Annotated in this window: 23 protein-coding genes; 14 read left to right on the forward strand and 9 right to left on the reverse strand. The window is 58.3% G+C overall.

Annotation, left to right across the window (positions count from 1 at the left end):
- The first annotated feature begins 276 nt into the window (after positions 1-276).
- Positions 277-1,284 carry a hypothetical protein gene (locus ACTYOL_RS13270; RefSeq protein WP_444758086.1) on the forward strand — a complete coding sequence of 336 codons (1,008 nt, stop codon included), beginning with the start codon at positions 277-279 and terminating at the stop codon, positions 1,282-1,284.
- Between the two features lie 75 nt (positions 1,285-1,359).
- A complete protein-coding gene (locus ACTYOL_RS13275) occupies positions 1,360-1,569 on the forward strand; it encodes a hypothetical protein (RefSeq protein ID WP_444758087.1) in 210 nt (69 codons plus the stop codon).
- A 5-nt stretch (positions 1,570-1,574) separates the two neighbouring features.
- Here ACTYOL_RS13275 and ACTYOL_RS13280 read toward each other — a convergent pair whose 3' ends face one another.
- From ACTYOL_RS13280 to ACTYOL_RS13290, 3 genes are all read right to left on the reverse strand, one after another.
- Positions 1,575-1,772 carry a hypothetical protein gene (locus ACTYOL_RS13280; protein ID WP_444758088.1) on the reverse strand — a complete coding sequence of 66 codons (198 nt, stop codon included), beginning with the start codon at positions 1,770-1,772 and terminating at the stop codon, positions 1,575-1,577.
- Positions 1,769-2,215 (reverse strand): hypothetical protein, encoded by a 447-nt coding sequence (locus tag ACTYOL_RS13285; protein WP_444758089.1) that lies wholly within the window; start codon positions 2,213-2,215, stop codon positions 1,769-1,771. The genes ACTYOL_RS13280 and ACTYOL_RS13285 overlap by 4 nt, the downstream gene beginning before the upstream one ends.
- A 74-nt stretch (positions 2,216-2,289) precedes the next feature.
- Positions 2,290-2,691: a helix-turn-helix domain-containing protein gene (locus ACTYOL_RS13290; protein ID WP_444758090.1), complete on the reverse strand. Its 402-nt coding sequence runs from the start codon at positions 2,689-2,691 to the stop codon at positions 2,290-2,292.
- A gap of 398 nt (positions 2,692-3,089) precedes the next feature.
- Between ACTYOL_RS13290 and ACTYOL_RS13295 the strand changes: the two genes are divergently transcribed.
- Positions 3,090-3,302 (forward strand): hypothetical protein, encoded by a 213-nt coding sequence (locus tag ACTYOL_RS13295; RefSeq protein ID WP_444758091.1) that lies wholly within the window; start codon positions 3,090-3,092, stop codon positions 3,300-3,302.
- A 203-nt stretch (positions 3,303-3,505) separates the two neighbouring features.
- Here ACTYOL_RS13295 and ACTYOL_RS13300 read toward each other — a convergent pair whose 3' ends face one another.
- The gene (locus tag ACTYOL_RS13300) at positions 3,506-4,285 is read right to left on the reverse strand and encodes an HNH endonuclease (RefSeq protein WP_182389807.1); all 780 of its coding nucleotides are present in this window, start codon (positions 4,283-4,285) and stop codon (positions 3,506-3,508) included.
- A 149-nt stretch (positions 4,286-4,434) separates the two neighbouring features.
- Here ACTYOL_RS13300 and ACTYOL_RS13305 point away from each other — a divergent pair, with 149 nt between their 5' ends.
- The 4 genes from ACTYOL_RS13305 (at position 4,435) to ACTYOL_RS13320 (ending at position 7,845) form a co-directional block, all read left to right on the forward strand.
- On the forward strand, positions 4,435-6,039 hold the full coding sequence (locus ACTYOL_RS13305) for an ATP-dependent nuclease (protein ID WP_444758092.1): 1,605 nt from the start codon (positions 4,435-4,437) through the stop codon (positions 6,037-6,039).
- Positions 6,032-7,099, forward strand: a complete 1,068-nt coding sequence (locus ACTYOL_RS13310) for a UvrD-helicase domain-containing protein (protein ID WP_444758093.1) — start codon at positions 6,032-6,034, stop codon at positions 7,097-7,099. Before ACTYOL_RS13305 ends, ACTYOL_RS13310 begins: the two co-directional genes overlap by 8 nt.
- A 105-nt stretch (positions 7,100-7,204) precedes the next feature.
- A complete protein-coding gene (locus ACTYOL_RS13315; protein ID WP_444758094.1) occupies positions 7,205-7,492 on the forward strand; it encodes a hypothetical protein in 288 nt (95 codons plus the stop codon).
- Positions 7,489-7,845, forward strand: a complete 357-nt coding sequence (locus ACTYOL_RS13320; RefSeq protein ID WP_444758095.1) for a hypothetical protein — start codon at positions 7,489-7,491, stop codon at positions 7,843-7,845. Before ACTYOL_RS13315 ends, ACTYOL_RS13320 begins: the two co-directional genes overlap by 4 nt.
- Before the next feature lie 44 nt (positions 7,846-7,889).
- On the opposite strand, the gene ACTYOL_RS13325 is transcribed toward ACTYOL_RS13320, so the two are convergent.
- On the reverse strand, positions 7,890-8,498 hold the full coding sequence (locus ACTYOL_RS13325) for a DUF262 domain-containing protein (protein ID WP_444758096.1): 609 nt from the start codon (positions 8,496-8,498) through the stop codon (positions 7,890-7,892).
- Positions 8,499-9,292: 794 nt separating this feature from the next.
- Complete coding sequence (locus ACTYOL_RS13330; RefSeq protein WP_444758097.1) at positions 9,293-10,999, reverse strand: hypothetical protein; 1,707 nt, start codon at positions 10,997-10,999, stop codon at positions 9,293-9,295.
- A gap of 519 nt (positions 11,000-11,518) precedes the next feature.
- On the opposite strand from ACTYOL_RS13330, the gene ACTYOL_RS13335 reads away from it, so the two are divergent.
- Entirely contained in the window at positions 11,519-12,133 is a 615-nt protein-coding gene (locus ACTYOL_RS13335; protein ID WP_065863746.1) for a class I SAM-dependent DNA methyltransferase, read from the forward strand.
- A gap of 135 nt (positions 12,134-12,268) precedes the next feature.
- Here ACTYOL_RS13335 and ACTYOL_RS13340 read toward each other — a convergent pair whose 3' ends face one another.
- Positions 12,269-13,180: a LysR family transcriptional regulator gene (locus tag ACTYOL_RS13340; RefSeq protein ID WP_444758098.1), complete on the reverse strand. Its 912-nt coding sequence runs from the start codon at positions 13,178-13,180 to the stop codon at positions 12,269-12,271.
- 119 nt (positions 13,181-13,299) lie between these two features.
- Here ACTYOL_RS13340 and ACTYOL_RS13345 point away from each other — a divergent pair, with 119 nt between their 5' ends.
- Positions 13,300-14,154, forward strand: a complete 855-nt coding sequence (locus tag ACTYOL_RS13345; protein WP_444758099.1) for an NmrA family NAD(P)-binding protein — start codon at positions 13,300-13,302, stop codon at positions 14,152-14,154.
- Between the two features lie 113 nt (positions 14,155-14,267).
- Here the strand turns inward: ACTYOL_RS13345 and paaX are convergent, their stop codons facing one another.
- Together paaX and paaY are read right to left on the reverse strand one after the other, a co-directional pair.
- Positions 14,268-15,191 carry a phenylacetic acid degradation operon negative regulatory protein PaaX gene (gene paaX / locus ACTYOL_RS13350; protein WP_444758100.1) on the reverse strand — a complete coding sequence of 308 codons (924 nt, stop codon included), beginning with the start codon at positions 15,189-15,191 and terminating at the stop codon, positions 14,268-14,270.
- Positions 15,192-15,268: 77 nt separating this feature from the next.
- Positions 15,269-15,868, reverse strand: a complete 600-nt coding sequence (gene paaY, locus ACTYOL_RS13355) for a phenylacetic acid degradation protein PaaY (protein ID WP_063544942.1) — start codon at positions 15,866-15,868, stop codon at positions 15,269-15,271.
- A gap of 304 nt (positions 15,869-16,172) precedes the next feature.
- Here paaY and paaF point away from each other — a divergent pair, with 304 nt between their 5' ends.
- From paaF to pcaF, 5 genes are read left to right on the forward strand one after another with little or no spacing between them, the layout of a single operon-like run.
- Positions 16,173-16,946: a 2,3-dehydroadipyl-CoA hydratase PaaF gene (gene paaF / locus ACTYOL_RS13360; protein ID WP_444758101.1), complete on the forward strand. Its 774-nt coding sequence runs from the start codon at positions 16,173-16,175 to the stop codon at positions 16,944-16,946.
- A 37-nt stretch (positions 16,947-16,983) separates the two neighbouring features.
- Complete coding sequence (paaG, locus tag ACTYOL_RS13365) at positions 16,984-17,775, forward strand: 2-(1,2-epoxy-1,2-dihydrophenyl)acetyl-CoA isomerase PaaG (RefSeq protein ID WP_197890886.1); 792 nt, start codon at positions 16,984-16,986, stop codon at positions 17,773-17,775.
- 1 nt (position 17,776) lies between these two features.
- Positions 17,777-19,294, forward strand: coding sequence for a 3-hydroxyacyl-CoA dehydrogenase PaaH (paaH, locus tag ACTYOL_RS13370; RefSeq protein WP_197890884.1), 1,518 nt, complete (start codon positions 17,777-17,779; stop codon positions 19,292-19,294).
- A complete protein-coding gene (paaI, locus tag ACTYOL_RS13375; RefSeq protein WP_444758102.1) occupies positions 19,287-19,742 on the forward strand; it encodes a hydroxyphenylacetyl-CoA thioesterase PaaI in 456 nt (151 codons plus the stop codon). Before paaH ends, paaI begins: the two co-directional genes overlap by 8 nt.
- Positions 19,735-20,955, forward strand: coding sequence for a 3-oxoadipyl-CoA thiolase (gene pcaF, locus ACTYOL_RS13380; protein WP_444758103.1), 1,221 nt, complete (start codon positions 19,735-19,737; stop codon positions 20,953-20,955). Before paaI ends, pcaF begins: the two co-directional genes overlap by 8 nt.
- The last annotated feature ends 18 nt before the right edge of the window (positions 20,956-20,973 follow it).

Raw genomic sequence — 20,973 nt, forward strand, 5'->3', positions numbered from 1 at the left:
GTTGGGGTTGAGAGGGCGACGATCTGTCATACGGAATCTCCTTCATCCAGCAATGTGAGATACAAGAGGTTTTCAGTAAATCGTGAGCCACGCAGAAAGGCTTAAACACATCATATGGTGTTTATTCTTTGTGCAGGACACAACATAAAGCGCTTCGCTGGTGTTCGCAAGTATTCTGGATCCCTTTGAGTGTCTTAATTTTGTGCCCGTCCAACGTGCCGACGGTTCAATGCCATATGCTAATGTGCCATCACGCATTCGGTATGGAGCATCGTGATGGGTTGGAAAGGGACTGTAAGATCGCTGCAGGCATCAGCCAGACGCGCTGAGCGCAACGCTCATCGTCGGCAGCGTGAGCTCGAGAAGAGGCAAAAAGAGTTCGACAAGATGGAGGCTCTGGAGCAAGCAGCGTACGAGGTAGAGGTCTATGAAAATCACATCGATCTCCTGCTTTCCATGCACAAAGAATGCGCTGAGCCGGTGCAATGGAAGAAGATCCTCTCAACGCCAGAGCCCAGGCAACCCTTGAAGACCGGAGCGCTCGAGCAAGCCGCACATCATGCATCTGCTACCTATCGCCCTAATTTCTGGGCACGGCTTTTCAAGCTTGAGCGTCGCCAGCGCGAAGCGCTTTTGGTGAGAATCGGCGTTGCCGCTGCCGAAGACGAAAGACTGTTTCAGGCAGAGTTTGATGGATGGAAGACTGCACACGACGATTGGGCTGAGGAGCGTGATATTGCTCTACGTATCCTCGATGGTGACCGCCAAGCGAAGCTTGATGCTATTGAGGCTTTCGAGTCTTTGGAGGAAATCTCCCACCTAGGCTCATCTATCCAGATGATCGTCCATGAGGGCGGAGTTCTGGAAGCGAAGCTGGCCATCCACGGTTCACACGTCATCCCCTCCGAAATCAAGTCTCTGCTCAAGAGCGGCAAGCTCTCAACCAAAGCGATGCCAGCTGGACGTTTCAATGAGCTCCATCAGGATTACGTCTGTAGCTGCGCTTTGCGTGTAGGAAGAGAGTTGTTGGCCATCCTCCCGGACGACCTGGTGATCGTGACAGCGATGGATAACGTGCTCAACAGTTCGACAGGGCATATGGAGGATCAATCAATTCTCAGCGTCGCGTTCTCTCGGGCCACAGTCGATGGCCTGAACCTTGAGGCTATTGATCCGTCAGACGCGATGAAGAATTTTGTACACAATATGAGTTTTAAGAAAAGTGGCGGATTTTCGGCAGTGCCAGCTCTCGACGCACAGCGCTTTTCTCGTGTAGACGCATGAAGTCATGGAGGCCCAGCAGATTAAGGACTTTCGGCTCGTGCTTATCTGGCCTAGAGAGGTGCTGAGGTAAACCAGATGAAGCGTACAATCTTGGGAATGGCCGAGGCTGGCGAGTCGCTTTTGCAGCAAGCTCTCCAAGCAATCCGTGCCTATCACGCAGCACAGGCTGAAGGTAGGCCCACTGCTGAAGTCGAGCGACTGAGGCTAGAAGCTGATCACCTTTACCAAACCGTCATTGATTATCAGCTTCATACAGCTGGTACGTTGGGTGAAACCCAGCACTGACGCGATCATTGCAGTAGTCGCTCAAGTACGAGCTTTGCAAACTGCTCAAGATTCTGGATGGGCGCAGCACCCGAGCGATCTAGGTAGTGCCCCTCAACGCCAACTGCTCGGGCACCGTCTCGATCACATCGGATTGAGTCACCTACCATCCACACCCCAGGTGCAGATGCTCCGGCAGATCGCCCCGGCCTGGTATCAATCATCTCCAGCAGCGCCTCGTAGATTCGAGGATCGGGTTGGCGGCGCCGATCTCGAAGCTGAATGCATAGGCGTCCATGCTCGGAAAAAGCCGCTTTACCGCCGCGCCATAGGGTTTGGCGAGGTTGCTGCAGATCCCGAGAGCAACACCACGCTCCTGGAGCATGGCGACTGCGTTGTTCGCGTCAGGGTATGCCTCGATGGAGTCGAGCTCAGCTTGCAGATCGGTCTCGATCTCGTCCATTCGTGACTGTGAGGGATAGATGCCCAGATGCTCGGCGACACTGCGCAGATCCAGGTTCAGCGTCATGATGAGATGCGCATCGCCAGGTTGAGGGCGACGACCCTGCTTGATTCCTTCCCGCAGCAGTTGGCGGTATGGGTTCGTTCTGTGGCCTATCCGCACAACCGTGCCGAACGCATCGAAAATGGCCGTTTTACTGTTCATCAGCTCTCACCCTGATCTTGTGATGACGGTAAGGCGATGCTTGGCCTACCGCTACGTACACGTGATACGGACGGTCAATCCACGAAGGCGAGCTCCGCCTGCATGAAGTTCGACTCATGACCTCTCTTGGCTCTTCGGGGCAAGCGACGCACTTGGTGGCCCATCTCTGGGATAACTCGAAGGCCGGGCAAGCCATCTTCCCGCTGCAGATCTGCGATTTCTAACTGCAGCTTGGAGATCAGCTCAGAAGGGGGCTTACCAGTATCTTCGCTGAGTGTCAGGGTGAGGAGGGTAAGCGGGCTGAGCTCCAGGCGCCGACTGACCTGATCGAGCTTGTCCAAGGTGATGCTCGACTTGCCTAGCTCAAGCTTAGAAAGGTAGGTACGGCTGGTAGTGTCAGCGAAATCTCTCTGGGTGATGTTGCGCTTGCTACGCAGCGCACGAAGCACGCTGGCGAAGGAGGCTTTGAGCGTCATGCTTCAGTCTCGTCGGATGGCTATCTCGATAGGAGGCTACGAATTCAGCTTCCAGCCTACCACGGCTGGAAAATGAGAGCGTCCATGCGTATACATTGAATGACGTCGCCATCGGCCTCCACTGGGCCGCTACTTGAGGACAAGAATGTGAATGTGGGCGAGTTGATCGAAGAGCTCCGCAAGTACGACCCTGACCTACCAGTTTTGATTCCGCGATCTGACTGCTCAGCATTGGAAGACGCCATTGCGTGTTACCCGGACGTCGTGCGCGAAGGGCGAATCATGGGTTACGAGTCTCTAAGCTGGTTCCCGGGGGAGGCCGATGACCCTGGCTTCGAAAACCATCAGGTTGTCGTCATCGACTCCAGTCTGCCTATCCCAACGTGAGTGAAGTGAAGATGAAGCCGAAGGATCTCAGCAAGGTCTTGATGCCGGATGACCCGATGTACACCGAGGCCGTCGAAGCCTTGAAGCGGTACCACGAGGCTCAATCCGGCGGCGTCACTGGTGTGGAGTTGGAGCGTTTACGGATGATTGCCGAGCAACAGTTCCAAGCGGTGACAGACTATCAGCTAGGTGCACTTGGGGGGCCGGCTCCGAGAAGTCACTAAGAGAGCGGCCACGGCAAGGGAGTAACAGTGGCTGATTCAGTCGAAGCGGAGCGTCAACTCGCAGCGATGGCTGACGAATAGGCTTGCCAAGCAGAGGGGGCTGATTCTCGTGCAGAAGCCCGAGGTTAGGGGGTTGTAACGTAGTTTCTGGAATGTAACATCGGCCACGTTACATTCCAAAAACCGCGTTACAAACGATGAGGTCAGGCCCCTGGGGTGGAGCGCCTCTTTGCTTCAGCCAGATGCTCTTTAAGCTTCGCAATGCTCATAACCTCCGATCCACGATGCACCACCGCATGGCAATTTGGGCACAGCGGGATCAAGTCTTTTATTGGATCGAGCTTGTACTCTGCGCCGATCGTACTCAGAGGAACGATGTGGTGGACATGGATGAGCCCTTCAGCAACCTCGCCATAAGCCAGTCCGAAGTCAAATTTGCACGCAAAGCAAACCGCTTTGTAGTGATCAATACATGCTGCCCGAGCTTGAGCGCTACGCTCATAGGCATTAACCGTTACCTCTCGGACAGCGCCCTCGAGGTACAGCTCGGGCTGACTGACCTCTTCAGGTAGTGCAGGCATGGGCAGCTCGTCGTACGCAAACCAGTCGCCATCCTGCTTCAATAGCCATTTACGCGTGATGGAGCGCTCAAAATCTTTGATCTTTGCAGGGCCAGCACCGTCCTCATCCTGGCGCTCATCCGAGTGTGTAATCTTGAACGTATAGAGTTCGTATCCTTCCTCTCCAACCAACCTGAGATGCTCGACGCTCTGCGAGTAGCCATGGTTGCGACGCCCATTCTCGATTTCCCAGTCCTCGCTGAGGAGAAGTGAACGACCGCCAGTTACATGGATATCCCATGCGCCGAAAATGATCTTGCGCTCTTGGTGATTCACAAACGACCAGCTCCAAGTCCAGTTGTTACACGTCGCCCCCAAGGACTCTATGAACGCTTTGCGGCTTGGGTAGTAAGGAGTAGTCATACGCAGATCCTGTGCGTGGAGTGCCGGAAGGAGTGGTGAGGGACGTAAGGAACGTGACGGAGTCGACAACGTTAGCGCTTCGCTTATAGCATCAGGCCACACGGCTATCAAAGCGCCATACAAAAGCACTTCGCCAAGGAACGTCGACTGTGATCACAAAAATCCGCATCCGTGGGTACCGCATCTACAAAGATTTTGAGCTTAAACCCAACCCGGGCGTGAACATCCTCGTCGGTGACAATGACGCAGGGAAGTCCACATTGATGGAGGCCATCTCGCTGGCGCTTAACGGCCGAATAGGTGGACGTGGGATACTCGAAGAGCTGAACCCACACTGGTTCAACACTGCAATGGTGGCTGAGTTTCTGGCCCTCCGGAAAGCAGGGAAGACACCTAAGCTTCCGGAGATCCTGATTGAGCTTTATCTGCAAGATGTAGCCGATTTGCAGGTGCTAGTCGGTGCGGTGAATGAGGACGTGCCGACCAACGTGTGTCCGGGGGTATTCCTCTCCATTTTCCCGAACGAGGAATACCAGGATGAGCTGGATCAGTGGCTCAAGGATCCTTCACCCTTGCTGCCCGTTGAGTATTACACCTACGAATGGCGGTCGTTTGCTGACAACGAACTCACTCGGCGACCGCGGGCACTCTCGGTAGCCACGATCGATTCTCGGACGGTCAAATCCGCTGCTGGGGTTGATTACCACCTTCGACAAATCCTGAGCGATCACCTGGAGTCAGCCGAGAAGGCGCAAATCTCGCTGGACTATCGAGGCGTCAAAGCTTCCATGACTGAAGGAGCGCTGGCGCCGGTGAACAAGCGCCTCGGGGGTCTTGGCGCTGCACTGCAGTCAGAGCCTATGGCGCTAGCAATGGATCAAACGTCCCGTACATCCTGGGATAGCGTGGTCACTCCTCACGTCGACGGCCTTCCGTTCGCGATGGCTGGCCAGGGGCAGCAAGCCGCAATCAAGATCTCCCTCGCGATGAAACGGCATTCCTCAAGCGTGAAAATCGTGATGATCGAGGAGCCGGAGAACCACCTCTCACACACCAGCCTAACGACACTGCTCGACCGTATTGAAGACCTGGCCACGGAGGAGCAGCAGCTCTTCATCTCTACCCACAGCACCTACGTTTTGAACCGGCTCGGCCTCAATGCGCTGCTACTACTCCACCGCAACAGCGCGGCCAAGATCACGGAGCTCGATCCGACAACGGTTAGCTACTTCCAAAAGCTTCCGGGCTACGACACCCTCCGCCTCGTGCTAGCGAAAAAGGTCGTCCTGGTAGAGGGGCCATCTGACGAGATCATTTTTGAACGTGTCTACGAAGACTGTTTTGGCGCTCGACCAATGGCCCATGGCATTGATGTCATCAGCATGCGTGGCCTTGCACTAGCGCGGTGCCTTGAGCTTTGCGCTGCGATCAACAAGCCGGTAGCCGTCATGCGCGACAACGATGGCATTGACCCGACTGAGCTCCGTAAACCAGTTGAGCAGTGGCTGGAAGCGAAGCGCAGAGATCTCTTCATTGGGGAGGTAGCCGACGGCGCGACTCTTGAGCCTCAACTTATTACTGCCAATGGCGAACCGCAACTGCGCAAGACCCTCGGCATCACCGATGCAGCTAACCTGGCGACGTGGATGACACGTGAGAAAACGGAGGGGGCGATTCGAATCGCCGAGTCTGACGAAGCCCTCAGCCCACCTCCCTATATGAAGGCCGCGGCGGAGTTCATTCACAATGCCTAACCATCTGACCCTGGCGGTCGCCGGCGGGAGAAAAACCCAAGGCCTCGTAGATCACTGCAAAGGTCTGCCGAGTGATCGCCGCGTCCTTGTCGCCACGTTTACCCAGACAAATCAGCAAGAGCTTTCCCATCGGCTTCGAGCACAGGCTGGTGATCTCCACAACATTGAGGTGTTGGGTTGGTACACGTTTTTACTTCGCCACTTTGCGAAGCCGTTCCTGCCGGTGAAATTTCCCGGTGAACGGGTAGGGGGTTTCAATTTCGAAGGGCGCCCCTTCAGGTTCGCCAAGGGCAAACAAAGATTCATGGACGGAAGCAACCAGATCTACGGCTGCGAGCTCGGCCGCCTGGCGCGCGAGCTAATGGCTGCAACACCTGCGTTGCTTCGCCGCCTGGAGCATCTCTATGACGAGATTCTGATCGACGAGGTTCAGGATCTGAGTGGTTACGACTGGGAGATCATCCATGATCTGCTGCAATCTCGAATCGACGTTCGCATGGTCGGTGATGTTCGCCAGGCCGTTCTGTCGACCAACCCGAGGGGCCAGAAGAATAAGCAGTATGGTTACGCTGGCGCTCTTGAATGGTTCCAGGAGCGCGAGCAAGGAGGGCTGTTGAGCATCAATTACGCGACAGTCACTTATCGCTGTCGGACGGAGATTGCAACGTTCTCTGACACCATTTTTGATGCGTCCTGGGAATTTCCGAGCACCACCTCAGAAAACCACGAGGTCTCAGACCATGACGGTGTATTCCTGGTGCACTCGAAGCACGTTGACCAATACGTTCAACAGTACCGACCGCAATGCCTTCGTGCCATGGCAGCATCCGGCAAGGAGTTTGCCCTCGACTATATGAACTTCAAGGTCTCCAAGGGCGCGACATTCGAGCGTGTGCTAGTCGTACCCACAGGGCCAATCACGGCTTTCATTCAGAAGGGAGCCTGCCTCGAAGCCACCTCTGCAGCCGCATTTTATGTCGCTGCAACACGCGCAAAGCAGAGCCTTGCAATCGTGATCGACAAGCCGGGCAAGTCGACTCTGCCGGTCTGGGAACCCTGATCACTTGAATCGCTCCATCCAATCAAAAAAGTTGCCAGCCCGGCTAAAGTTTTCGCGATTTTGTACCGTTGTTGTAGTGAAGACCTCTAAATCGAGACTGGTAGCATGACTGACCAAACCACCGCATCACATTCAAAAATCGACCCTGCCCAACCGATTGAATCGTGCAACGACTCATCGCTGCCAGTGGTACACACATCAGATGGGAACCGTATTTCCTTGACGATCGAGGGCGAGAGCTACGATCTATCCGCAGTACAAGCAGACGCGCTTGCATCAGGCCTTTACGAAGCCGCTTTGCGTTCAGGAGCGGACGCCGTCACCCCTTGGGCAGAGTATCAGGTTGAATCAGTAACCCCCACACCTGTGCCTCAATCAAAAAATTCGGTGTGAGTGAAGTGAGCTCAGCCGATTTCAGAGACGTGAAGTTTCTTGCGATGGGTTGGCTTTACGAGGGTGAGGGTGAAGACCCTGATTTTCCAAAGAACGTGGTCTTCATCAAGGTCAGCCAGCGGGATGAATTTGAACTCGAGCTGGGGGCATCGCGTCACCAACTATCTCTGACACAAGTAGAGCTGCTGTATCTCGGGCTTGCACGCGCAGCTTTCGGCCTGAAGCACAGGACGTGGGAGGTCAACGGAAAGTCGATTCGTTGGCACAGCGTCCCAAGAGGCAGCTTTAGGTTAGACCTGTCGGAGTGGCTGATGATCTCTGGCCGCGCGGGAACCAGCTGGCGTTGGAGATAAGAAGGAGGGCACCTAGCCGGAGCCCTCTGTGTAGCTGAGACCAGTTATGCAGATGCCCGCTGGTCTTCGGTGTGAGGCGTGCCACCAAACGCCCTAAGATCGTAGGCCTGCCTGAGCGCCGTTTCATCATCCGAGTGCACCCGGGCCTGGGCAAAGGGCATGTTGAGGAATCGCCGGCGCTCTGCATTGCCCAACTCAGACCAGAACCTAATCCGGCCTAACGCATCAGGCACGCCAAACTCCCCAAGCAGGTAACCTTCGAGTGCGGTAAGGCGTTGTTGGCCGTCCAGCAGCACCTCACTATTGATCGCAAACGCTCCAGTGCGATCGGCATACGCATACCAGTCATTGACCAAGTACGAACCAAGGTCTGCACCCATCCAAATCGAGGTGATGAACCTGACTTTCTGCTCATCCGTCCACACAGCCGGTCGCTGCCAGGGGGCTAGGGGATGACCCATGGCGAATCGAGTCGCCCATGGGTATTGGGCGCGTGCCTTGGCAGGGTCGGCCAAAAATTTTTCGAGGTTGGACGCCAGTGTGTGTACCTGGTGCATGTAGAGCGTTGAATCAAGCTGGTTTTGCGGCATGCGGATGCAGCTGGAGTCGTCGGCGCCGTTGAAAATCTGGAATATTGAGTGATTAGAGGCCATTAGATCTCAACAAAGTGTAGTTTCGAGCAGCGCGCACACCGTGGGGCATTTAAGTAAAGGCGCGAATTTAGGCTTGGCAAGATAACACAAACATTGCTGGGCGAAATTCAACGCGAGCAGAACTTGGCCTGGATAGAGATCATTACAAAACAGTCAAAAACAAAGAAATGTTCTTTATACGGAACGGGAAGTAACTTCGCGTACCATATACAGTACATCTTTGCTAGCCGCTAAGCCGGCAGTGCATCTTTGATGGATGCTCGTTCATTTTTCGTTGATATGGAGATAAAGCGCAACAAGACAATAATGTCTCCCCGCAAGCGGAGCGCGCAGGCCTGCGGCCAAAGGCGTGAGGATGGCAGCCCGAAGGGCCAAGACAGCCGCTTTGCGGTGGCTTGGTTCACAACAGCCGTCCCCTAAGGGGCACGCTAGAAAGAGTGATTAGGGGAGGGTGCTAGACAGGCTGTCAGTCCCCAGCCCCCGTTTTTGAGCGCTTCCGGTGTGCCGGATCCACTAGATGCTTCGCAGCTTCACGGCTCTGTAGAACCTGCTCACGGATCTCCTCAGGGTCAATTGACATCCTCCCGCCGTCTGTGACCCTCAAGGTTTTGAGCTGATTGACCGCCTCGATAAATTCACACTCACGCCTTTTCTCAGCCTCTGATCTGCGATCTGGAAAGCAGAAATCCCGGATACGAAACAGAAAATTCATTGTGCACCTCACCCCTTGGGTGAATTGAACGGGGACGAATCTTAGATGAAGATGGGCCTGCAGCCAACTGTCTAGCAAAAGGCTAATTAGGAAAAAGGCTAGATTTCAAAAGTCTAGACAATACTCCAGCGAAAACATTCGCACCTTGAAAGTTATGTTTAATTGCCCTGCATAAAATATTGCTGCATCGTGTAATTATCCTTGCACCACGCCCCCTTGGACAGTATTGAGCAGGTCGAAATGGTCGCCAATTTTGATTGTAATTTGAATGGTCTGGGTCGCACCCTCTCTGGCCGTAACGCGTGCGCCTGGCTACCCAGGATGCAGGTGGATAGCAGCAGAACCAAAAGAAACTTACAGCATCTTCATCCGCTAGCATATTCAAAGGCTTTCTACGAACAAGCAGCGTCCATAGTATTAAAATTTCGTATGCCTTAGTATGATCGCTGAGCCGCCCTTCATCAGGGCCATTATAGGCAGACCAAAGTAATACTCGCAGCGACTCGATATACCCCTTAGTTAAGTGGGGGCTGAAACAAGCGAGTACCTTGCGCACCATCAAATAGTTAAAGCTTATATAAGGCTCGCCATTCGACTCAGTCCACCAAAGTAAAGGGAAAGGACTGCATTCGCTCTCAAGTGATCCTTCAGCGGTTTCTTTTGACAGGAACGAACTGATATTTAATCCATCTAGACGTGCAATGAATTTTGCGTATTTCCTCTTTCCACATAGCTTGCTCGCGATAAGAATTAGATCGTCATGAATTTCTGACTTTACTTTAGAATTAGCTGAGAGCAGCTTTAGGATTTTGTTAGGTGGAATTTTGATAGTGGGGTGAGCAGGAATTTCTCGAATCCAACAAGCTATCGTTGTATTGCTAATTACAGAGCTTCGTGTGGTGCGCTGAAAAGCAAGCGTATCATTAGCGCGCAGCTCTTCTTCATTGTAATGAATAGTATTAATGTAACGCTCATAAAATTTTCGGAACCCATCAGGGAGAATGTAATTAATTTGGCCTTGCGGCATATCGACAGACCAAAAGAAGCCACCATCGGGCGTGGGGCGTAATTTATTCAAAAATAGTTGACCCCGAATTTCATTGAACGCTCTGACGTCAAGCTTAAGGTATGACGCGCATGCAAACAAAAAAAGCTTTATCTCGTGAGACCCACGTGGCGATCGCATGCAGTATAAATAATTTAAATATTCTTCAGCAGCTTCAATTATGTTGTCCGCCGAAGCAAGCTCACCATTCTTTGCAGGCGCATCCTCACTCGGCAACAGGGAACGAACAGTAACGTTCGGCAAGAGATCTCTGATAATCTTGACTAATACCTTCCTTAAGGCTATGCGCGTTACTTTCCAGCTTGCAACAAACGGCCGCCAAGACTTGTTAAAGCTAACACAGCCCGAGAAATGCTCAAATCTTTTCGTGCGGCGTGCATCCCTAATCCAGCCCTCAGGCGGAGATAGGCAAAAGAATTGGAAGTCCACAACGTCGGCATCGACCAATTCCGCGAGATCTTTTTTGCGCACGTAAAAACACCATAACAATAATTTTTCGAGGATATATTTGTACGTATCAATTCTAGAGTTAGAAAAGTCACGGATCCCCCACAGGAATCGGCAAACTGACTCTAGAATTGAGATCGCGTTTAGCTGACCGTTCAACAAATTCAAGCGCGACCTAATCAGGTCGGACTCTGCATTGGAGTTGCTTGGCTGAAAGTCTTCAAAATTTGATATTGCGCCGAACAGTGGGTGAGGTGTAAGAGATTCTTCAGTCATTTCAATCTGCGCCGCTAATTAAAAACTTTAGCGTAGCTCACGCCACTTAAAGGTCAATCTTGCTCGCGCTTACGCCATTCTTCCACTTAATTATCATTTATGATTGCAGAAGTCCTCCATTTAATTGCCAAGCCATAAAGCACGCCACCCACAAAATAATGTGTCGTCTGAAACTCTGGATGACTCGTATAAATCCAGTTAATAGCGGCAGGAGGCCTAGCGGCTCGTCATGGATGAGTAGCTACAAAACCGCTAGCGGTTTGATCTGCTTGAAATTCCACTCAAATTTCCGATGGATTACCCCTAATGGTTAACCTTTACAGGGGTGTGGGGATTTGACCGGAGGTATGTGGGATTGGACACTGATCGAGGTCAACTCTCACAATACTAAATTTAACATAATATACATTATGCGTATTCCTGTATTTCCCATACGAGCCACACCCAAGGTACATTCGACGCTCAGCAACCCCCTCATGAGCCTTCACCCTTCAAAGCCGATCAAGGATGCTCCAGTTCATGTCTCACCATCCATCCGCAGATCAGATCATCAGTCTCTACGACCGCCATGCTGCTACGTGGAACGATCTGCGCGTCAACCATTTCATCGACCGCAAATGGATCGAACGCTTCCGTTCATTGCTACCGCCGTCTGCGACCGTTCTGGATCTGGGCTGCGGCTCCGGCCAACCCGTGGCACGTTATCTGATCGACGCCGGCGCGTCTGTCATCGGTGTAGATTCGTCTGAGCAGATGCTCGCACTGTGCAGCGCGCAATTTCCAACGCAGGAATGGATTCACGCGGACATGCGCACATTGGCGCTCGATCGCCAGTTCGCGGCCATCCTCGCCTGGAACAGCTTTTTTCATCTCAAGCCCGACGATCAGCGCAAGATGTTCCCGATATTTCAGCGTCATGCCGCACCTGGAGCGCTGCTGATGTTCACCAGTGGGCCTTCTCATGGCGAAGCCTTGGGCGTGTTCGAGGGTGAAACGCTGTACCATGCGAGCCTCGACCCTCAGGAATACACTGCACTGCTTGCCAACCACGACTTTGAGCTGCTGGAGCACATCGCAGAGGACGCGGAATGCGGTGGCCAGACGGTTTGGCTTGGGCGTCGCCTGTCTGATTAATAGGCATCTAAATTATAGCTACGCTAAATAGTTATTTAGTTGAGTTATGATTACCACGCATTATGTCCGCCCCCAGATCCCTCGCCGACAGCACGCAAGCCGACAAGCTCACGCGCACTTAGCTACGCCCTGCCCTCACACCTGAGGTGCATTGAGCAACTCCAGGACGAAGTCGAGAAATGCGCGCACCTTGGCCGGCGGGTGATGCCGCGAAGGGTACAGTGCATACAGCGGAAAACGCTCGTCCGGCCAGTCGTCGAACAGCTCGACCAGGCGGCCCTCGGCCAGTAGCAGCTCGCTACCCAAAGCCATCACCTGCGCAACTCCGTAGCCGGCAAGGCAGGTGCTGTGCAGACTGCCCACATCGTTGACCAGCAATTGCCCGCGCGTGTCCACGGTCAGGCGCTCGGCACCGCGGTGAAACTCCCAGGCAAAAGGCTGACCACTCTGCGGATCGCGGAACTGGATGCAGCGATGTTCGCTGAGGGCCTGCGGCTGTGCCGGGCGGCCAAAACGCTTGAGGTAGGCCGGTGCAGCCACGGTGAGGATGCGAGTGTCCAGCAGCTTGCGCGCCACCAGGCTGGACGTACGGGGCTCGCCGAAACGCACGGCCAGATCGAAACCTTCGGCGACCATGTCGCCCAGGCGATCGCGAGTGATCAGTTCCAGGTTCAGTTGTGGGTGCGCCTCGAGAAACCCGCCCAGGCGCGGCCCAAGTATCAGGCGAGCGAAAAACGGATCGACATTGACCCGCAGCCGCCCCCTGACCACCCTTGCCCCCTCGGTCACCGAGCTGGCCGCCTCGTCCAGCGCTGCCAGCAACGGCACCACCTGTTCGTACAGGCGGCGCCCCTCGTCGGTCAGAGTGACCGAGCGTGTGGTGCGGTCAAACAGGCGAATTCCCAGGCGTTTCTCCAGGCGCGCCAACGCCCGGCTGACACCCGGCTGGGACATGTCCATCACCTCGCCTGCAGCGGCAAAGCTGCCACTGTCGACGATGGCGACGAACACACTCATGCCACCGAGGCTGCGCTCATCGAAACTCATATTGATGCCAATCAGTCATTATTGAAATGAGCTTCATGTTATCGATTAATCAATCGACGCACCACAGACTGGCTCCCGAACGCGGCGCTGTGCCGCCTCCCACTCAGGAGTTACATACCATGTACGTTATCACTGGCATCACCGGCCAAGTCGCCAGCGCCCTGGCGCGCAACCTGCTGGCCGCAGGCAAGGAGGTGCGCGCTGTGGTGCGCGATGCCGCCAAGGGCGAAACCTGGCAGGCCCAGGGGTGCAGCGTCGCGGTAGCCGACATGCAGGACCGTGTCGCCCTGACTCGTGCGTTCCAAGGCGCCACCGCTGTGTTCGTGCTGCTGCCGCCGAACTTCGACCCTCGCCCTGATTTCCCCGAAACCCGCGCGATACTCGCCAACCTGCACGCAGCACTACTGGCCAGCCAACCGGAACGCGTAGTGTGCCTCTCCACCGTTGGCGCGCAGGCCAGCCACCCTAACCTGCTATCGCAGCTGGGTGAAATGGAACATGTGCTGGGGCAGCTGCCCATGCCGATAACGTTTCTGCGCGCTGCCTGGTTCATGGAGAACAGCCTGTGGGACATTGCCCCTGCTCGGGAACATGGCGTCCTGTACAGCTTCCTGCAACCGCTGGACAAGCCGGTGCACATGGTCGCCACGGCCGATGTCGGGCGCGTTGCAGCGCAGTTGCTGCAGGAGCCTTGGGAGGGCGTGCGGGTGGTGGAGGTGACCGGCCCTCAAGCGATCTCCCCGCTGCAGCTCGCTGCCACGCTTGGCCAGGTGCTCGGGCGTGAAGTGAAGGCGCAAGCAGTTCCGCGCGATAGCTGGGAGGCACTATTCCTTGAGCAAGGGATGGAGAATCCGGTACCGCGCATGCAAATGCTCGATGGCTTCAATGCGGGCTGGATCGACTTTGAAGGGACGCCGCGCCAGGCGCGCACCGATCTGCAGACGGTATTGGCGGGGTTGGTCGAGCGGAGTTGAGCACGACTCTTTGGCTGGCGCGCCCTGCAGGGCGCTTCAGCTTTCAGGGGTGGCCATAGAAGTATGGTCGACCTCAGTCGCCATAAAATACCGTGATACGTACCACGTATGCTTCAGCTCAAACCACCAAATCGACGGTAGAAACTCTCGCTGGCATCCGGCAGCGGTCCGTCCGCCGTCTCCAGCATGTCATTGAGCCAGGCTTCAGCCTTGGGCGACACCAGGCGATAGAGGTTGCGGCACAACTGGCGCGCTGCACGGCCCTCCCAGTCACCGGGCAGCAGTTCATCGGGCAACTGCGGATCGCGCAACAGCAAACGCCGGTATTCGTGGATCAGCAAGGTGCGCGCCAGGAAGCAATCCTGCGCCTCCAGCGTTTCCTGTTCGCGCAGTGCCTGCCACAGCGGACGGAACAGGCGAATGAACTCGCTGTAATGATGGCCCAGCTCGTCGATCCCCCAGCTCTCCCTGACCTGCGCGCGCATGGCCTTGGAGGCGAGAATTTCCTGGGCATGGGTCTCGAAGACGATACTGTCTTCCTCGGCCTCCAGCTCGCGAAGGGTCGCCGCCAGATCCGAACGATCAGCACGCGGGCAACCCATCACGTTAGGGGCGATGGCTCCGAATCCTTGCCACTCCAGCTCTTCACGTACCGACTTGCGCTTGGCTACGTCCAACTGCGAGAGCAGCACCAGCGTCCAGGCGCCGTCCCAGGCTGGCAGGCTGGCACTGTAGACCCGTTTGAATGCCTTCTCGAAACGCCGTCGGCCGGTGCCGGTCAGGCTGTAGTAGCTACGGCGACCAACCTTTTCAGCGGTCAGCCAGCCTTCTTTTGTCAGGCGGAAGATCGACGTGCGAATCAGTCGCTCGTTAATGCCGAAGGGCTCCAGCAAACCGATCAGGCTACCCAGCCACACCGTGCCACCGTGGGGCTCGACGGCATCGCCATACAGCGTGATGATCAGCGAGCTGGCGCGGATTGGCGTCTGCTCCTGGAAGCGGGTGATCAGGTGATTCAGGGGTGCGAGGCTGCTCATGGGGGAACTGGGCGCGGAGAAAGCCCCGACTATACCTTTACCCCGCCCCGCCTGGCCATGGCGCGACACGGCAATGCTCATGCGCCATGCCCCGTCTTCGGCCGCAGGCCGGTATCGCCCATGCGCGGGCGTGCGGGCTCGACCGCACTCAGCGGTGAACACTCCACCATCGACGCCATGCAGCGTCTGGCGAGCGCCTGGTACTCCTGCGTGCCGCGCTGCTTCCAGGCGACTTCCTCATCGCTCAGCGTACGCTTGGCCTGGGCCGGCGAGCCCACCACCAGGCTCTGCGCCTCGCAGGTGAACCCCGCCTTGACGAATGCCGTGGCCGCCACGATGCAGCGTGGCGCGATATGCGCACCATCCATCACCACCGCATTCATGCCCACAAGCGCATCCGCCCCTACTCGGCACCCGTGCAGCACCGCGCCATGCCCAACATGACCGTTGCGCTCGATGACCGTGTCGCCGCCCGGAAAGCCATGCATCACGCAGGTGTCCTGCAGATTGGCGCCCTCCTCCAGGACGATGCGCCCAAAGTCGCCCCGCAACGCCGCGAGAGGCCCGACATAACAGCCGGGGCCGACGATCACATCGCCGATCAGGACGGCACTGGGGTGGACGTAGGCGGTGGGATGGACCACTGGGGTCAGGCCGTCGAGGCGATAGCAGGGCATGGGAGCGACTCAATGTGATTCATGAAGGCCAAGGATCATGTATCACTTCAAATAGATCAGTCAATTTCGAAATTGCTGTATCGCTTTCTTGAATCGTCCCTCTCATCAACTGGTTGCTCGGAACCTATGCGCACAAGGGGTTTCAGCGATCCCGGCGATCAGCAGTCAAGATTTAGATACATCATGTTAATTTTGATGTTGATATTTCGTATCGCTTTTCGCCTATACTTGCGCCACCACTGCAACCGACTCCAAGAACTGGCCGGCCCTGACCGGCGCCAAACGTGCAGCCTGAGGTACCACCATGCCAAGCAACCTCGTTGTGCAGGCCCAGGCGGACGGTGTCCGCCTGATCACCCTGCACCGCCCGCAAGCCCTCAACGCCCTGAATACCGAGCTGCTGGCAGAGCTCGCCGACGAACTCGACGCTGCCGCCCATGACGAGCACACCCGTGCGGTGGTCATCACCGGCAATCGCAAGGCCTTTGCTGCAGGCGCGGACATCAACGAGATGGCCGAGCGCGACCTGGTTGGCATCCTCAACGATCCCCGTGTCGCCCACTGGCAGCGCATCGCCGCTTTTCCCAAGCCTCTGATCGCCGCCGTCAACGGTTTCGCCCTCGGCGGCGGCTGCGAGCTGGTGATGTGCGCCGATATCGTTATCGCCGGGTCCGACGCACGCTTCGGCCAGCCAGAGATCAACCTCGGCATCATTCCCGGCGCCGGTGGCACCCAGCGCCTGCTTCGCGCAGTCGGCAAGCCACTGGCGATGCAGCTGGTGCTTACCGGCGAAACCCTCGATGCCCGCCATGCCCTGCAAGCCGGGCTGATCAGCGAAATGACCCAGCCCGAATTGACCGTTGAACGCGCCCTGCAGGTCGCTTGCAGCATCGCGCAAAAGGCGCCCCTGGCCGTGCGCCTGGCCAAAGAGGCGCTACTCAAGGCCCAGGATACCGACCTCGCCAGCGGCCTGCGCTTCGAGCGACATGCCTTCACCCTGCTGGCCGGCACGGCCGACCGCGCCGAGGGCATCCGCGCTTTCCAGGAAAAACGCCCGGCCAGCTTCATCGGCCGCTGACCCACCCGATTCCACCGACTGACGGAGCGCGCTTGCCATGAGCTTCCAGCACATCCTGTTTTCCATCGAGGACGGCATCGCCCTCCTCTCGCTCAACCGCCCCGAGCAACTCAACAGCTTCAATACCGCCATGCACCAGGAGGTGCGCGAGGCTCTCAAGCAGGTACGCCAGAGCGAACAGGCGCGGGTCCTGCTGCTGACCGGCGAAGGCCGCGGTTTCTGCGCCGGCCAGGACCTGTCCGACCGCAACGTCGCGCCCGGTGCCGAGCGGCCCGACCTGGGCCTGTCGATCGAGCAGTTCTACAACCCGCTGATCCGTAGCCTGCGCGACTTGCCGATGCCGGTGATCTGTGCGGTCAACGGCGTGGCTGCCGGCGCCGGCGCCAATATTCCCCTGGCTTGCGACCTGGTGCTGGCCGCGCGCTCGGCCAGCTTCATCCAGGCGTTCTGCCGCATCGGGCTGATCCCGGACTCTGGCGGCACCTGGCTGCTGCCGCGCCTGGTCGGCATGGCCCGCGCGAAGGCCCTGGTGATGCTGGGCGAGCGCCTGAGCGCCGAACAGGCCGAGCAATGGGGGCTGATTCACCGCGTGGTCGACGACACCGAGTTGCGCGACGAAGCACTGCGCCTGGCCCGGCACCTGGCCGCTCAGCCCACCTACGGCCTGGCGCTGATCAAGCGCAGCCTCAACGCAAGCTTCGACAACAGTTTCGACCAGCAACTGACGCTCGAGCGCGACCTGCAACGCCTGGCCGGGCGCAGCGACGACTACCGCGAAGGCGTCAGCGCCTTCATGGAAAAGCGTACGCCCGTGTTCAAGGGGTGCTGAGATGAGTGCCCTGCACATTGAAGCTCAGGTTGCGGTGATCGGCGCTGGCGCCATGGGGGCCGGCATTGCCCAGGTTGCAGCCCAGACCGGGCATGCGGTCCGGCTTTATGACAATCGCCCGGGCGCCGCAGCGCAGGCCATCGACGGCATTGCTCGGCAATTGGCGCGCCTGGTGGACAAAGGCAAGCTGAACGCCTGCGAGCGCGAGTCGACCATAGCCCGCCTGCAGCCTGCCGAGTCGCTCGAGGCCCTGGCCGATGCGGCGCTGGTGATCGAGGCGATCGTGGAAGACCTCGATATCAAGCAGCAACTGCTGCGCCAGCTTGAAGCCCTCTGCGCTGAAACCTGTATCCTCGCCAGCAATACGTCGTCGTTGTCGATTACCCGCCTGGCAGCGGGGCTGGCCCGACCCGAGCGCGTGATCGGCATGCATTTCTTCAATCCTGCCCCCTTGATGGCGTTGGTCGAGGTCGTGTCGGGGCTTGCGACCGAACCGGCGGTGGCCGATACGCTGTACGACACCGCCAAGGCCTGGGGCAAGCAGCCCGTGCATGCACGCTCCACCCCCGGTTTCATCGTCAACCGCGTGGCCCGTCCGTTCTATGCCGAGAGCCTGCGCCTGCTGCAGGAAGGTGCCGCCGATTGCGCCAGCCTCGACGCGCTGTTGCGCGAGGCTGGCGGGTTCCGCATGGGCGCGTTCGAACTCACCGACCTGATCGGCCATGACGTCAACTACGCCGTCACCTGTTCGGTGTTCGACGCCTATTACGGGGATTTGCGCTTCCAGCCCTCGCAGGTACAAAAGGAACTGGTGGCCGCCGGGCGCCTGGGGCGCAAGAGCGGCCAAGGTTTCTATGACTACCGCGAAGGCGCCGAACGCCCGCAGCCTGCCGAATTGCGCAGCTCTGCCGAAGTTACACGCTGCGTGGTCGAGGGCGACCTCGGTGTCATGCAGCCGCTGCTGCAGCGCCTGAGCGCCAGCGGTGTCGAACTGACCCGACGCGCCGGCCAGGGCCTGTTGCGCATTGGCGATGCCACCCTGGCCCTGTCCGACGGTCGCCTGGCCAGCCAGCGCGCCCGCGACGACGGCCTGCAGAACCTGGTCCTGATCGACCTTGCCCTGGATTACAGCAGCGCGACACGCATCGCGATTACCTGGGCCAGGAACACCACGATCGAAGCCCGCGATCAGGTTGTCGCGCTGCTCCAGCGTGCCGGTTTCAACGTCAGCGCCCTGGCCGACCTGCCGGGCCTGGCCGTGCTGCGCACGGTGGCCATGCTCGCCAACGAAGCCGCCGATGCCGTGCTGCAAGGTGTCGCCTCGGCGGCCGACATCGACCTGGCCATGTGCGCCGGGGTCAATTATCCGTTGGGGCCTCTGGCCTGGGCCGAACGCATCGGCCTTGCCCACACGTTGCGCACCCTCGAACACCTGCAGCAGGCCTACGGCGAAGAACGCTATCGCCCTTCCCTGCTGCTGCGCCGCACCCATGCCGAAGGAGGCCGCCTGCATGACTGACACACCTCGCACGCCCGAAGTGCTGGCCCGCGCCTGTGCCGACGCCGTGTACGCCCGTGACCGGGCCACTCAAGGCATGGGCATCGAACTGCTCGAGGCCGGCCCCGGCAGCGCTGCCGTGCGCATGACCGTACGCGCCGACATGATCCAGGGCCACGGCACCTGCCACGGCGGCTTTCTCTTCGCCCTGGCCGATTCGGCGTTCGCCTTTGCCTGCAACAGCCACGACGAGGCCACTGTGGCCCTGGGCTGCAGCATCGATTATGTGGCCCCGGCGCTGCTCGGCGACCAGTTGACCGCCACCGCCCACGAGCTGGTGCGCAAGAGCCGCACCGGCCTCTACGACGTGCGCCTGGAAAACCAGCGTGGCGAGCTGGTGGCGCTGTTCCATGGCAAGTCCTACAAGTTGCGCGGCAGCGTGCTGACGCAGGAGACGCAAGATGACTGAACCGACCCTCAACGACGCCCTGATCATCGACGCCGTGCGCACGCCCATCGGCCGCTACGGCGGCGCCCTGAGCAGCGTGCGTGCCGACGACCTGGCGGCGATCCCGATCAAAGCCTTGATCGCCCGCCACCCGACACTGGACTGGCACGCCATCGACGATGTGATCCTCGGCTGCGCCAACCAGGCCGGCGAAGACAATCGCAACGTTGCGCATATGGCCACGCTGCTGGCCGGGCTACCTGTCGAGGTGCCGGGCACCACCCTCAACCGCCTGTGCGGCTCCGGCCTGGACGCCATCGGCAACGCCGCCCGCGCCCTGCGCTGTGGCGAGGCCGGGCTGATGCTGGCCGGCGGCGTCGAATCCATGTCCCGCGCGCCCTTCGTCATGGGCAAGGCCGAACAGGCCTTCGGCCGCAGTGCGGAACTGTTCGACACCACCATCGGCTGGCGCTTCGTCAATCCCCTGATGAAAGCCCAATACGGCATCGACTCGATGCCCGAGACCGCCGAGAACGTCGCCGAGCAGTTCGGCATCTCGCGCGCCGACCAGGATGCCTTTGCCTTGCGCAGCCAGCACAAGGCCGCCGCCGCCCAGACCAATGGCCGCCTGGCGCGGGAAATCGTCCCGGTCGAGATCGCCCAGCGCAAGGGCCCGCCCAAGCTGGTCGAGCAAGACGAACACCCGCGCGGCGACACCACCCTGGAGCAGCTGGCGCGCCTTGGCACGCCGTTTCGCGAAGGTGGCAGCGTCACTGCCGGCAACGCGTCGGGGGTCAACGACGGTGCGTGCGCACTGTTGCTGGCCAGCAGCAGCGCAGCCCGCCGCCACGGCCTGAAGGCCCGCGGGCGAATCGTCGGCATGGCCGCAGCAGGTGTCGCGCCGCGCATCATGGGCATCGGCCCGGTGCCTGCGACGCGCAAGGTGCTGGAGCTGACCGGTCTTGCCCTGGCCGACATGGCCGTGATCGAGCTCAACGAAGCTTTCGCGGCCCAAGGGCTGGCAGTGCTGCGCGAGCTGGGTGTTGCCGACGACGATCCACGGGTCAACCCCAACGGTGGCGCCATCGCCCTGGGGCATCCGCTGGGCATGAGCGGCGCGCGGCTGGTCACCACCGCGCTGCATGAGCTGGAACTGACCGGCGGCCGCTACGCGCTGTGCACCATGTGCATCGGCGTCGGCCAGGGCATCGCCATGGTGATCGAACGCCTTTGAGGCACTTCGACCAACGGA

Origin of the sequence: Pseudomonas sp. A014, from assembly GCF_052378495.1 — a bacterium.
GTDB lineage: Bacteria > Pseudomonadota > Gammaproteobacteria > Pseudomonadales > Pseudomonadaceae > Aquipseudomonas > Aquipseudomonas machongensis.

Coding starts and splice junctions, on each gene's coding strand:
- ACTYOL_RS13270 (WP_444758086.1), top strand. CDS start 277: ATGGGTTGGAAAGGGACTGTAAGATCGCTGCAGGCATCAGCCAGACGC.
- ACTYOL_RS13275 (WP_444758087.1), top strand. CDS start 1,360: ATGAAGCGTACAATCTTGGGAATGGCCGAGGCTGGCGAGTCGCTTTTG.
- ACTYOL_RS13280 (WP_444758088.1), bottom strand. CDS start 1,772: ATGATTGATACCAGGCCGGGGCGATCTGCCGGAGCATCTGCACCTGGG.
- ACTYOL_RS13285 (WP_444758089.1), bottom strand. CDS start 2,215: ATGAACAGTAAAACGGCCATTTTCGATGCGTTCGGCACGGTTGTGCGG.
- ACTYOL_RS13290 (WP_444758090.1), bottom strand. CDS start 2,691: ATGACGCTCAAAGCCTCCTTCGCCAGCGTGCTTCGTGCGCTGCGTAGC.
- ACTYOL_RS13295 (WP_444758091.1), top strand. CDS start 3,090: ATGAAGCCGAAGGATCTCAGCAAGGTCTTGATGCCGGATGACCCGATG.
- ACTYOL_RS13300 (WP_182389807.1), bottom strand. CDS start 4,285: ATGACTACTCCTTACTACCCAAGCCGCAAAGCGTTCATAGAGTCCTTG.
- ACTYOL_RS13310 (WP_444758093.1), top strand. CDS start 6,032: ATGCCTAACCATCTGACCCTGGCGGTCGCCGGCGGGAGAAAAACCCAA.
- ACTYOL_RS13315 (WP_444758094.1), top strand. CDS start 7,205: ATGACTGACCAAACCACCGCATCACATTCAAAAATCGACCCTGCCCAA.
- ACTYOL_RS13325 (WP_444758096.1), bottom strand. CDS start 8,498: ATGGCCTCTAATCACTCAATATTCCAGATTTTCAACGGCGCCGACGAC.
- ACTYOL_RS13330 (WP_444758097.1), bottom strand. CDS start 10,999: ATGACTGAAGAATCTCTTACACCTCACCCACTGTTCGGCGCAATATCA.
- ACTYOL_RS13335 (WP_065863746.1), top strand. CDS start 11,519: ATGTCTCACCATCCATCCGCAGATCAGATCATCAGTCTCTACGACCGC.
- ACTYOL_RS13340 (WP_444758098.1), bottom strand. CDS start 13,180: ATGAGTTTCGATGAGCGCAGCCTCGGTGGCATGAGTGTGTTCGTCGCC.
- ACTYOL_RS13345 (WP_444758099.1), top strand. CDS start 13,300: ATGTACGTTATCACTGGCATCACCGGCCAAGTCGCCAGCGCCCTGGCG.
- paaX (WP_444758100.1), bottom strand. CDS start 15,191: ATGAGCAGCCTCGCACCCCTGAATCACCTGATCACCCGCTTCCAGGAG.
- paaY (WP_063544942.1), bottom strand. CDS start 15,868: ATGCCCTGCTATCGCCTCGACGGCCTGACCCCAGTGGTCCATCCCACC.
- paaF (WP_444758101.1), top strand. CDS start 16,173: ATGCCAAGCAACCTCGTTGTGCAGGCCCAGGCGGACGGTGTCCGCCTG.
- paaG (WP_197890886.1), top strand. CDS start 16,984: ATGAGCTTCCAGCACATCCTGTTTTCCATCGAGGACGGCATCGCCCTC.
- paaH (WP_197890884.1), top strand. CDS start 17,777: ATGAGTGCCCTGCACATTGAAGCTCAGGTTGCGGTGATCGGCGCTGGC.
- paaI (WP_444758102.1), top strand. CDS start 19,287: ATGACTGACACACCTCGCACGCCCGAAGTGCTGGCCCGCGCCTGTGCC.
- pcaF (WP_444758103.1), top strand. CDS start 19,735: ATGACTGAACCGACCCTCAACGACGCCCTGATCATCGACGCCGTGCGC.